The sequence below is a fragment of the Thiemannella venezuelensis genome, from assembly GCF_014203605.1.
GTDB classification, from domain to species: Bacteria; Actinomycetota; Actinomycetes; order Streptosporangiales; family Streptosporangiaceae; genus Planomonospora_A; species Planomonospora_A venezuelensis.
In genome coordinates this window covers 173608-184132 of record NZ_JACHJJ010000018.1, presented here as the reverse complement: position 1 = coordinate 184132, position 10525 = coordinate 173608, and the positions used below count along the sequence as shown (strand labels likewise).

The following is a 10525-nucleotide window of genomic DNA, read 5'->3' as shown; positions in this document are numbered from 1 at the left end:
CGCAAGAACGGCCTGCGTGCTGCCCAGGCTCTTCACGACGCGCTGCTCGGCAACCCCTGGACGCCCGCGCTCACACAGTAACCTGAATAGTCACGGCGAGAGAGCTCCGCGAGCAGGGTCTCGTCTACACCGTTCAGGGCGAGGGGACTTTCGTCGGGGAGCCCGGCACCCCGCGCCCCGACGACCAGGTCCCGGTCTACCAGCAGATCGCGGCGGATATCCGGAGCCGCATCCTGCGCGGAGAATTCACACCGAACAGACGGGTGCCGAGCGAGAAGGAACTCATCAGACAGCACGGCGTCGCCAAGGCCACCGTCCGCCAGGCCATGGAGTTCCTCCGGAGCCAGGGATGGGTGTTCACCATCCCCTATCGAGGCACGTACGTCTCACCCCGCGACACATGGCCACAAAGCTAACGAAGACCAGTGAAATGTATCTCCTGGTATAGGCCCCAGATGCTCTAGTACGGTTCCCGCATCCTCTGATCGAAGCTTCTTTTACCATATGTGAGTGATCGATCATGAAAGTGACACCCACATCTATGTCCAGGTAGCCGACATCGTCCGGGAACGGATCCGTAATGGAGACATCCCTCTCGGCCACACCGTGCCAAGCGAAGCGGAACTCCAGGCTGAGTTCGGCATCGCCAGAACGACGGCCCGCAATGCGATTCGGATCCTCCGCGACGAAGGCCTCGTCCACACCGTGCAGGGAGAAGGCACATTCACCGGTCCGCCCGACGCAACCCGGCGAAGGAATCGGCCCGCATCGCTGTACCGGGAGATCGCAAACGATCTGCTCCGCGCCATTGTGCATGGCGACCTGCAGCCCCACCGCCCGATACCGAGCGAGGCCGCACTCGTCCAACGACACGACGTCGCCCGCGAGACGGTACGGCACGCGATCAGGTCTCTGCGAGAGGAAGGCTGGATCTACACCGTTCCCCAGCGTGGCAGCTACGTCTCCCCGCCCGAGAACTGGCCGGAGGGTCCGGCAGGAGCCCGCTGGACTCAGGGCTGCCGGGCGCGGAGGACTTCGAGGGAGCGGTCGGCGTGGATCTGCATGCCGGCCTCGTTGTTGATCACTTCGAGGACACGGCGGTCGGTGTCGATGACGAAGGTCATCCGGCGGGTGAGGAACGGCCCCACGGCGTAGCTGCGGCGGGCGCCGAGGCGGCGGGCGACGACCCCGTCCGGGTCGGACAGCAGCGGGAAACCGAGGGCGTAGGTGTCGGCGAAGCGCTTCTGCCGGGGGACGGCGTCGCGGCTGATGCCGACCGGGGTGGCCTTCACCTCGGCGAAGCTCTCGGCCAGGTCGCGGAAGCGGCAGCTCTCTATCGTGCAGCCCGAGGTCAGGGCCGCCGGGTAGAAGAACAGCACCACCGGCCCGGTGGCCAGCAGGTCCCCGTCGAGCCTCCGGGGCGTCCCGGTCTCGTCGAGCAGTTCGAAGTCTTCGACCACGTCCCCAACCGCGACGCTTGCAGCCACGACAGGTCCTTCCGGTAGCGATCGGCGACCTCCGGCGGGCACCGCGTGACGGACGCGGCCGGAGGTCGGCGTCCCTGCGCTCCTGTCCCTCCGCTCCGCCGTACGGCGCGGGAGGGCCGGCGGGACAGACCAAGGATGATGCCCCGCGATCAGCCGGGCAAGAGCCCACCGGCGATCTCTTCCACGGAGCCCCGCCCGGGGCGGCGGTGCCCGGCGCGGCGGGCGGACCCCCATCCAGGAAGATCGTTTTTGTGGTACGATGCGTGTGTCATGACGAATCATGACGACGGCGTTCTGCGCACGGTCCCTCCCGACGACGTCACGCGGCTTCCCGCGGCCTACGTGGACGCGTTCAACTCCGGGGACACCGGTCGGCTGGACCTCCTCTACGACGACCCCGGCGTGCTCGTCCCCGGCCCCGGCCATCCCGTCACGGGCGATGGGCGGGCCGCCGCCGAGCGGCACCTCCTCGGGTTCGGCCTGCCGATGGACGCCCGGCTCCGGCACGCCTACGTCGCCGGGGACACCGCCCTGCTCGTCGTCGACTGGTCCGTCCACGGCACGGCGCGCGGCGGCGAGGAGGTCCGCCTCCAGGGGACGGCGGCCGACGTCGCGCGACGCGGCCCCGACGGGCTCTGGCGCTACGCCGTCAACAACCCGTTCGGAACCGGCTGAGCCCGGCGGCCGGTCCGGCGCGGCGGGCTTCCCCGCCGCGCCGGGCCTGCCGGCGTGGTCACCGCCGCCGGGTCGGCGTCCCGCCCGAGCGGGCGGCCGGTGAAGACCTCACCGGGGAGAAGGCCGGGGCTCGTCCTCGTCGGTCAGCAGGAAGTCGGGCCTGCGCTCCCGCCACTCGGGCACGTCCATCGAGTTGAGCACGGAGATCAGCTTCTTCTCCTCGTAGATGAAGTGCGTCTGCATGATCGCCGACAGTGCCCCCACCTCCTCGCGCACCTTGGCGGCCGTGGCCGGGTCCGGTTCCTCTGGGAGGGATTCGAGCAGTTTCTGCAGGTTCCCCATCAGCCAGTCGAGCTGGTTGTGGTCCGTGCGCAGGTCGGAGAGGACCTGGCGCAGCTCGGGGAACTCCTCGGCGATCGCCGGGAACGCGCCCCTGTCCTCTCCGGTGTGGTGGCGCGTCAGCGCCGTGCAGAAGGACAGGCAGTGGGCGCGCAGGTCCCGCGGCGGGAGCCCCCTGCCGTCGAAGTAGTCGTCGATGCCCTCCTGGAGGTCCTCCAGCATCTCGCGGAGCCAGATGTGCACTTCGAGCAGTTGCGTGCCCAGGGCGGTGAGGCGGTCGCCCGCCTCGGACCGTGCGTCCATGCTCATCCTCCGGATGGGTCGCTCCGCGATACCGACCGACGAGTTCTACCATCCCGGAGCGGACACCGATCTCCCCGCCGGAGCGCTCAGAACACCGGGATGATGTCCTCGGGGTCGAGGAAGCCGACCTCGACGCCCTCGATGTCCAGCTCCGGGATCGCCGGGAACTCGATGCCCCAGCGCTCCACGATCGCGCGGATCCGGGCCATCGCGACCCGCCAGTTCTCGGCCTGCTCCTCGTACGACAGCACGCCGAGGCCGGCGTCGCGGGCGTGGTCCATCAGCACCCGGTGGTTGTGCAGGAAGTACGGCGGCAGCTCCCAGAAGCCCTCCGGCGGCTCCCAGAGGATCATGGACAGGAAGACGAACCCGGCGCGGAGCTGGCGCGTGATGAGGGAGCGGGTCTCGTCGGTGAGCCCGGGCCACTCGTTCTCCAGGATCGTCATGCAGATCTGCAGGTGGCGGGACTCGTCGCGGCCGATGCGGTGGAACATCTCGCCGAAGACCGGGTGCCGGGTGCCGGAGGCCATGCCGCGGAAGAGGGTGGAGGCGGCCATCTCCCCCATCATGAAGCTGGTGAACAGCACGGGCAGGGTGTACTTGCCGACCGCGCCGCTGTAGCCCGTCCAGTAGCGGCCGCCGTTGTGGTAGAGCCAGCCGATGTTGTTGTGCGCCGCCTTCTCCAGGTCGGTCTCCGGGGTCCAGTTCAGCGGCCCGCCCGGCCAGAGCCGGGCGATGGTGCGCTGGCAGCACTCCTCGTGGTTCATCTCGTCACGGGTGATCGAGAAGAAGCACTTCCTGACCGGGTCCTCCTCGTGCTTCTCGAACGCCTGGATGGTGGCGCGGGCGAAGACGGCCGGACCGGAGGCGTCGAAGTTGGCCAGCACCGAGAACCAGTACATGATCCCCAGGCGCTGCTCGGCGGTGAAGTCGGCCGGGTCGAGGCCGTCCCAGGGCAGGTCGGCGGGGTTCCAGAGCATGCGCTTGGACTTCTCGTAGATGGCGGCGAGCTTCTCGGTCTCGACCCGCCACTCCATGGGATAGATGTTCGGCTGCGGGATCTCCGGCGCGGGCCAGAAGCCGCCGTCGGGAATGGTCAGGTCCGCCATGTCTCCACCCCTTTTGTGACACCTGTATCCCACACCATGCTCTTCGATGTCACATCTTTCAAGACCGGGCGCGCTGCGTCATGGCGACACACCCGAGTACGGCCAGCGCGCCCGCGAGCGTGGCCGGCCCGAACCGCTCGCCGAGCAGGAGCCAGGCCCACGCCAGCGTCAGCAGCGGCTGGGCGAGCTGGGTCTGCCCCGCGCGGGCGATGCCGCCCATGGCCAGTCCCGCGTACCAGGGGATGAAGCCGAGGAACATGGAGACCAGCCCGGCGTAGGCGAACCCGGCCAGGGCCGCCGCGCCGGGCCGTACCTCGGTGGTCAGCGCCAGTACGGCGGCCGCCGGGACGGTGAGCGGCAGGGCGACGACCAGGGCGTGGGAGATCACCCGCCAGCCGGGGGTCTCCCGGGCCAGGCGGCCGCCCTCGGTGTACCCGGCCGCGGCCGAGAGCAGGGCCGCCACGAGCAGCAGGTCGGCGCCGGTGACGCGGCCGCCGCCCCGGCTGAGGGTGAACGCGGTGACGGAGACCGCGCCGAGGCCGCAGGACACCCAGAACAGCGCCCGGGGCCGCTCCCCCGCCCGGAGCACCGCGCAGGCCGCGGTCGCGGCGGGCAGCAGCCCGACGACCACGGCGGCGTGCGCGGTGCTCGCCCCGGAGTCGAGCGCGAGCCCGCTGAAGACGGGGAAGCCGAAGACCACCCCGGCCGCGATGACGAGGTATGACCGCAGATGCGCCCGGGGCGGCAGCAGCGGGACCCCGGCGGCCAGCAGGAGGAGCAGGGCCGCGCACCCCGCCGGAACCGCCCGCCCGATCGCCACCAGGTAGGGATCGAAGCCCTCCATCGCGAACACCGTCGCCGGGAACGACCCCGAGAACGCCAGCACCCCGAGACTCGCCAGCGCCGTCCCCCGCCACGCCGCGCTCCTGCGCGCCCGGGAGGGAGGAGCCGCTACTCGGCTCAGGACAGTAGCGCTATCGTTGTCTCTCATGAAAGACGATAGCAGTATCGTCCGATTGGCCGCCATCCTGCGTGAGGAGGCCGAGCGGCTCCGGCCCGGTGACCGGCTGCCGTCCAGCCGGGAGCTGGTCCGGCTGCACGGCGTCAGCCCGGTGACCGTCTCGCGGGCGCTCGGGCGGCTGGCCGCCGAGGGACGGGTGGTCACCAGGCCCGGCAGCGGGACCTACGTCGCCCCCCGGACCGCCCGCCAGAGCGGCACCGCCGACCTGTCCTGGCAGACGGTCGCGCTCGGCGACCGGGCGGTGGACGACGCCGGGGTGAGCGGTCTGCTCACGCCCCCGCCCGACGGGGTCGTCCCGCTGACGGGCGGCTACCTCAACCCGGCGCTGCGCCCGTCCCGGGCCCTCGGCGCCGCCGCCTCGCGGGCGCTGCGCCGTCCCGACGTCTGGGCGCTCCCGCCGCTCACCGGCCTGGCGGAGCTGCGCCGGTGGTTCGCCGGGGAGGCCGGGGGCGACGTCACCGCCTCCGACGCCCTCGTGGTCAGCGGAGGGCAGTCGGCCCTCACCCACGCCTTCCGCGCCCTGGCCGCCCCGGGCACGCCCGTGCTCGTCGAGACCCCCACCTACCCGGGCGCGCTGGCCGCCGCGCGGGCCGCCGGGCTCCGGGCGACCGCCGTGCCGATCGACCGCGACGGCGTGCGGCCCGAACTCCTCGCCGAGGCCTTCGCCGTCACCGGGGCGCGGGTCTTCTTCTGCCAGCCGACCCTGCACAACCCGACCGGCGCGACGCTCCCGCTGGAGCGCCGCGAGCAGGTGCTCGCGGTGGCGCGGGCGGCGGGGGCGTTCGTGATCGAGGACGACTACGCCCGCTACTTCGCGACCGCGCCCGTCCCGCCGCCGCTCATCGCGCTCGACGCCCACGGCACCGTCGTGCACGTCAACTCGCTGACCAAGGTCCTGGCCCCGAGCATGCGCGTCGCGGGAGTGATCGCCCGGGGACCCGCCGCGCACCGGCTCCGGGCGAGCCAGCTCGTGGAGTCGTTCTTCGTCGCCAGGCCGCTCCAGGAGACCGCCCTGGAGCTCATCAGCTCACCGGCGTGGCCCCGTCACCTGTCGGCCCTCTCCACCGAGCTGACGGCCCGCAGGGACGCGCTCGCCGCCGCGCTCGCCGCCCGGCTGCCCGCCGCCGGGCTCCACCTCGTCCCCCGGGGCGGCCTGCACCTGTGGGTACGGCTCCCGCAGGACCTCGACGAGGAGAACGTGGTGGAGGCGGCCCGCCGGGCGGGGGTGACGGTGAGCCCGGGGCGCATCTACCACCCGGCCGAGCCGCCGGGCCCCAGGATCCGCCTCACGCACACGGCCGCGGCCCACCTCTCGGAGCTGGCCGAGGGCGTCGGGCGGCTGGCCCTGGCCGTCGGCAGGGCGGCGGTGGAGCCGCCGTGACGGACGCAGGAGCGCTCCGGACGAGGCGGCGGACCCGTCGGCGGCTTCCCGCCGACGCCGTCGAGGAGGCCGGGCCGGGTGGCGGATCAAGCACAACCCTCTACTGCCGTACAGTGGTGTGAGAGAGGTGGTTCATGCCATGACCGACCCCGCCGCCCTGGTGTGCGACTTCGTCAACAGCTACGACGTCGAGAGCGGCACCGACGCGCTCCCCTCCCCCGACGCGCTGGCCGCGTGGCTGCGCAGGCGCGGCCTGGTCGAGGCGGAGGCCGTCGCCGGCGACGAGGAGCTGGCCTCCGCCGTGGACCTGCGGGAGGCCCTGCGCGCCGCGCTCCGCCACCACCACGGCCGGCGCGGGGACAGCGACCGGGGGGACAGCGACCGGGGGGACAGCGGCTCCGGAGACCCGGACGGCGGCCCCGGGGGACGCGAGGGGCACGGCGGCCTCCCTCCGGCGCTCCCCCACGCGTTCGACCGGCTGCCCGTGGCGGTCGTCCTGACCCCCGGCGGCCCGGTGCTGGAGCCCGTGGTGCCCGGGGTCCTCGGCGGGCTCGCCAGGATCGCCGCCGCCGTGATGGCGGTCCACGCCGAGGGCGCCTGGCCCCGGCTGAAGGTGTGCACGGAGAGCACCTGCCAGTGGGCGTTCGTCGACTCCTCCAAGAACCGCTCCCGCTCCTGGTGCTCGATGAAGGTCTGCGGCAACCGCACCAAGACAAGGGCATATCGGGCACGTCGTCAGACGGAGACAGGTTCACGTCATCTGTGAGCCAGATTCCCCGATACGGTGTAACTACCTGTCTCATGGGTCCATCCGCCTGACGCCCGCTCGCGCGGCCTGGAAGTCCACGGGACGGCGTGTCCTGGCGGCGTACGGCAGATAAGGAGCGGGCCGAGATGGCAGACGTAGGGGTGCGAGCGGCTCGGCATGATGATGTCGACGCGGTCACTGGCACCCAGATCCGCGCCTGGCGGTACGGCTACCGCGAGTTCCTGCCCGAGGGACCGCTGGAGCAGATGACCGGTCCGGCCGCCGAGCAGATGTGGCGGCGGCAGTGGGACGAGGCGATCGTCACCCCGCCGACCTCCCGGCACCGCGTGCTGGTCGCGGTGGAGCAGGTCGTCCTGGACACCGACGCGTTCCCCGCGCTCGGCCCCGGCGGGATCGAGGCCCTGGCGGCGATGCAGGCCGCGGAGCGCGTGGTGGGCCTGGCCTCCCACGCCCCCGCCGAGGACCCCGACCTCGACCCCACGACCACCGCCGAGATGCTCACCTTCCTGGTGGACCCCGACCACGTCCGGCGCGGCCACGGCAGCCGCCTGCTCAACGCCACGGTCGACCACCTGCGCGAGGACGGCTACCACACCGTCGTGACGTGGGTGTTCGCCGACAACTACCAGCTGCTCGGCTTCCTGGAGTCGGCGGGCTGGGGCGAGGACGGCGCCGAGCGGGTCCTGAACATGGGCCGCCCGGTGCGGATGATCCGCCTGGCCACCGACATCAGCTAGGACCGCCTCCCGGCCCGCCACGCGCCGGGCGGGTCCCGGGTCCGACGTCGGCGGCACCGCCCCCGGCCCTCCCGCACAGTCCGAGCCGCCCCCGACCCGGCGGACCCGCCCGAGCCCCCCACGACCTCAGACGGCTCCGGGCCGCCGGACACCCCCGAGAGGAACCCGCAGCACCATGGCCACTCCGAGCCAGTGGATCGCCGGCGCCCGCCCGCGCACCCTTCCCGCCGCCGTCGTCCCGGTCGCCGTCGGCACCGGCGTCGCCGCCGGGTACGGCGGGGCGATGTGGTGGCGGGCCCTGCTCGCCCTGTTCGTGGCGCTCGCCCTCCAGATCGGGGTGAACTACGCCAACGACTACAGCGACGGCGTGCGCGGCACCGACGACGACCGGGTCGGCCCGATGCGCCTGGTCGGATCCGGCGCCGCCGCCCCCCGCCAGGTCCTGGCGGCCGCGCTGGGCTGCTTCCTGGCCGCCGCCGCGGCCGGGCTGGTCCTGGTCGTGGCCACCCGGGCGTGGTGGATGCTGCTGGTCGGCGCGGCCTCGATCGCGGCGGCCTGGTTCTACACCGGCGGCGCGCGCCCGTACGGCTACCGCGCGCTCGGCGAGATCTCGGTCTTCGTCTTCTTCGGCCTGGTGGCCGTGGCGGGCACCGCCTTCGTCCAGCTGGAGCGCCTGCCCTGGACCGCGGTGGCCGCCGCCGTCCCCGTCGGCCTGCTGGCCTGCGCGATGCTGGTGGTCAACAACCTGCGCGACATCGTGACCGACGGGCCGGCGGGCAAGCGCACCATGGCCGTCGTCCTCGGCGAGAGCCGTACCCGCACGCTCTACGTCCTCTGCCTGGTCCTGCCGCTGGCGATCTGCCTGGCCCTGGCCCCCTGGCACCCGTTCGCGGCGCTGGGCGTGCTCGCCGCGCCGCTGGCGGTGCCCCCGGTGCGCGCGGTGCGCGCCGGGGCCACCGGACCGGCGCTGATCACCACGCTCCAGCAGACCGGCCGCCTCCAGCTGGCCTTCGGCCTGCTGTTCACCGTCGGCCTGGCCCTGTGAGCGGCCGGGCCTGAGAAGGCCCGCCACCGCTTCCCGGGCGCCCGGCACGGCCCCTTGCGCGCAACCGCCGTCCGGCGGGCCGCTCCGCTCAGAGGATCCGGCGCATCACCACGCGGGGCGCGAGCTCGATGCCCGCCTCCCGCTCGTGGACGACCAGCGCGGCCATCTCCGGCCCCCACTCCGCCTCCTCCAGCACGGCGAAGCCGCGGCGGCCGTACCAGGGCGCGTTCCACGGCACGTCGCGGAAGGTGGTGAGCGTGACGGCCGCCGCGCCGACCGCGGCGGCGTGCGCGCAGAGCGCCTCGACCAGCCGCCCGCCGATGCCCTGCCGCTCGTGGTCGGGGTGGACCGCGAGCTGGTCGAGGTGGACGTTCCCGTCGACCCAGCCGAGCAGCGCGAACCCGACCGGCGGCTCGCCCGCGACCAGGACCCGCGACGGGTCGTCGATCCCCGCGATCATCGCCGGCCCGGGCGGGAAGACGATCCCCAGCGGGGCGAACGTCCCGTCGGCCGCGTCCTCCACCGCCGCCAGCCCCGGCAGCTCCTCCGCCGTCGCCCAGCGGACCTCAGTCGAAGTCGAAGATGGAGTGCCTGTCATAGAACTGGAGGATATAGCGGCAGCGCGTGCAGATCATCAGGGTTACCCGGTGCGAGGTCATGCCCCAGCGGCTGTCCAGCCGTCCCTGTTCCTGCTGGAACTCGGTGTTCCGGCAGAGCGGACAGGTGAGCGAAGGTCGCGTCATACCGGGAGAACGGGCGGCCCCGTGGTCGGAGTTCCGTCCACGGGGCAGGCCTCTCCCGGCCGCCCGCCGCTGCGCACGACCTCGTCCGGGCGAGGCCGACCGGCAGCCCGGCAGTCCGGTCCGGGACCTCAGAGGTCGAGCAGGTGCTCCAGGCCCACGGTCAGACCCGGGATCTCGCGGACCCGGCGCACGCCCAGCAGCACGCCCGGGGTGAACGACGAGCGGTTCATGGTGTCGTGGCGGATGGTGAGGATCTCCCCGTCGCCGCCCAGGATGACCTCCTGGTGGGCGATCAGTCCGGCCAGCCGCACCGCGTGCACGTGGACCCCGTCCACGTCCGCGCCGCGCGCGCCGTCCAGCTCCGTGCTCGTCGCGTCGGGCATCGGGGCCATCCCGGCCTTGCGCCGCGCCTCGGCGACCAGCTCGGCCGTGCGGCGGGCGGTGCCGGAGGGCGCGTCCGCCTTGTTCGGGTGGTGCAGCTCGACGATCTCGACGGAGTCGAAGTAGCGGGCCGCCTGCTGGGCGAAGTGCATCATCAGCACGGCGGCGATGCCGAAGTTGGGCGCGATCAGCGCGTTGACGCCCGGGTTGGCGTCCAGCCAGCCGCGCACGGCGGCCAGCCGGCCGGCGTCGAAGCCGGTGGTGCCGACCACCGGGTGCACGCCGTGCTCGATGCACCAGCGCATGTTGTCCATGACCACGTCGGGGTGGGTGAAGTCGACCACCACCTCGGCGCCGGCCAGCCCCTCGACGGGATCGTCCCTGTCGACGGCCGCGACCAGCTCCAGGTCGTCCGCCGCCTCGACGGCCTTGCACACTTCGACACCGACGCGCCCGCGGGCGCCGAGAACACCTACCCTGATCACGCGCCCAAGGGTATACCGTCCGCTTCGCCGGAGCCCTCCGGCCCCGGGGA

The 10525-nt window shown here is 72.9% G+C and carries 12 protein-coding genes and 1 pseudogene; 7 read left to right on the top strand and 6 right to left on the bottom strand.

The annotated features are described in order from the left end of the window. The first annotated feature begins 86 nt into the window (after window positions 1-86). A complete protein-coding gene (locus tag FHS22_RS39345) occupies window positions 87-416 on the top strand; it encodes a GntR family transcriptional regulator (RefSeq protein ID WP_184945365.1) in 330 nt (109 codons plus the stop codon). Between the two features lie 94 nt (window positions 417-510). After that, window positions 511-951: pseudogene (locus FHS22_RS24785) on the top strand (GntR family transcriptional regulator); the annotation flags it as partial. Between the two features lie 59 nt (window positions 952-1010). Here FHS22_RS24785 and FHS22_RS24780 read toward each other — a convergent pair. Next, the gene (locus FHS22_RS24780) at window positions 1011-1487 is read right to left on the bottom strand and encodes a peroxiredoxin (RefSeq protein ID WP_184945311.1); all 477 of its coding nucleotides are present in this window, start codon (window positions 1485-1487) and stop codon (window positions 1011-1013) included. Window positions 1488-1757: 270 nt separating this feature from the next. Between FHS22_RS24780 and FHS22_RS24775 the strand changes: the two genes are divergently transcribed. Next, on the top strand, window positions 1758-2162 hold the full coding sequence (locus tag FHS22_RS24775) for a YybH family protein (RefSeq protein ID WP_184945309.1): 405 nt from the start codon (window positions 1758-1760) through the stop codon (window positions 2160-2162). Window positions 2163-2270: 108 nt separating this feature from the next. Here FHS22_RS24775 and FHS22_RS24770 read toward each other — a convergent pair whose 3' ends face one another. From FHS22_RS24770 to FHS22_RS24760, 3 genes are all read right to left on the bottom strand, one after another. Further along, complete coding sequence (locus FHS22_RS24770) at window positions 2271-2804, bottom strand: hemerythrin domain-containing protein (RefSeq protein WP_184945307.1); 534 nt, start codon at window positions 2802-2804, stop codon at window positions 2271-2273. An 86-nt stretch (window positions 2805-2890) separates the two neighbouring features. Continuing rightward, window positions 2891-3913 (bottom strand): hypothetical protein, encoded by a 1023-nt coding sequence (locus FHS22_RS24765; protein WP_184945305.1) that lies wholly within the window; start codon window positions 3911-3913, stop codon window positions 2891-2893. 58 nt (window positions 3914-3971) lie between these two features. Next, entirely contained in the window at window positions 3972-4904 is a 933-nt protein-coding gene (locus FHS22_RS24760; RefSeq protein WP_184945304.1) for a DMT family transporter, read from the bottom strand. Between the two features lie 16 nt (window positions 4905-4920). Between FHS22_RS24760 and FHS22_RS24755 the strand changes: the two genes are divergently transcribed. From FHS22_RS24755 to FHS22_RS24740, 4 genes are all read left to right on the top strand, one after another. Further along, window positions 4921-6315, top strand: a complete 1395-nt coding sequence (locus FHS22_RS24755; RefSeq protein ID WP_377295874.1) for an aminotransferase-like domain-containing protein — start codon at window positions 4921-4923, stop codon at window positions 6313-6315. A 139-nt stretch (window positions 6316-6454) separates the two neighbouring features. Continuing rightward, window positions 6455-7081 (top strand): CGNR zinc finger domain-containing protein, encoded by a 627-nt coding sequence (locus tag FHS22_RS24750; RefSeq protein WP_184945301.1) that lies wholly within the window; start codon window positions 6455-6457, stop codon window positions 7079-7081. Window positions 7082-7209: 128 nt separating this feature from the next. Continuing rightward, entirely contained in the window at window positions 7210-7821 is a 612-nt protein-coding gene (locus FHS22_RS24745; RefSeq protein WP_184945299.1) for a GNAT family N-acetyltransferase, read from the top strand. 175 nt (window positions 7822-7996) lie between these two features. Next, a complete protein-coding gene (locus FHS22_RS24740) occupies window positions 7997-8866 on the top strand; it encodes a 1,4-dihydroxy-2-naphthoate polyprenyltransferase (RefSeq protein WP_184945298.1) in 870 nt (289 codons plus the stop codon). A gap of 88 nt (window positions 8867-8954) precedes the next feature. Here the strand turns inward: FHS22_RS24740 and FHS22_RS24735 are convergent, their stop codons facing one another. Together FHS22_RS24735 and dapB are read right to left on the bottom strand one after the other, a co-directional pair. Next, on the bottom strand, window positions 8955-9464 hold the full coding sequence (locus FHS22_RS24735) for a GNAT family N-acetyltransferase (RefSeq protein WP_184945296.1): 510 nt from the start codon (window positions 9462-9464) through the stop codon (window positions 8955-8957). Window positions 9465-9737: 273 nt separating this feature from the next. Beyond that, entirely contained in the window at window positions 9738-10475 is a 738-nt protein-coding gene (dapB, locus tag FHS22_RS24730) for a 4-hydroxy-tetrahydrodipicolinate reductase (RefSeq protein WP_184945294.1), read from the bottom strand. Window positions 10476-10525 lie beyond the last annotated feature (50 nt).

Excerpts from the sequence above, each read along its gene's own strand:
- FHS22_RS24775 (WP_184945309.1), top strand. The coding sequence starts at position 1,758 with ATGACGAATCATGACGACGGCGTTCTGCGCACGGTCCCTCCCGACGAC.
- FHS22_RS24770 (WP_184945307.1), bottom strand. The coding sequence starts at position 2,804 with ATGGACGCACGGTCCGAGGCGGGCGACCGCCTCACCGCCCTGGGCACG.
- FHS22_RS24765 (WP_184945305.1), bottom strand. The coding sequence starts at position 3,913 with ATGGCGGACCTGACCATTCCCGACGGCGGCTTCTGGCCCGCGCCGGAG.
- FHS22_RS24760 (WP_184945304.1), bottom strand. The coding sequence starts at position 4,904 with ATGAGAGACAACGATAGCGCTACTGTCCTGAGCCGAGTAGCGGCTCCT.
- FHS22_RS24750 (WP_184945301.1), top strand. The coding sequence starts at position 6,455 with ATGACCGACCCCGCCGCCCTGGTGTGCGACTTCGTCAACAGCTACGAC.
- FHS22_RS24745 (WP_184945299.1), top strand. The coding sequence starts at position 7,210 with ATGGCAGACGTAGGGGTGCGAGCGGCTCGGCATGATGATGTCGACGCG.
- FHS22_RS24740 (WP_184945298.1), top strand. The coding sequence starts at position 7,997 with ATGGCCACTCCGAGCCAGTGGATCGCCGGCGCCCGCCCGCGCACCCTT.
- FHS22_RS24735 (WP_184945296.1), bottom strand. The coding sequence starts at position 9,464 with ATGACAGGCACTCCATCTTCGACTTCGACTGAGGTCCGCTGGGCGACG.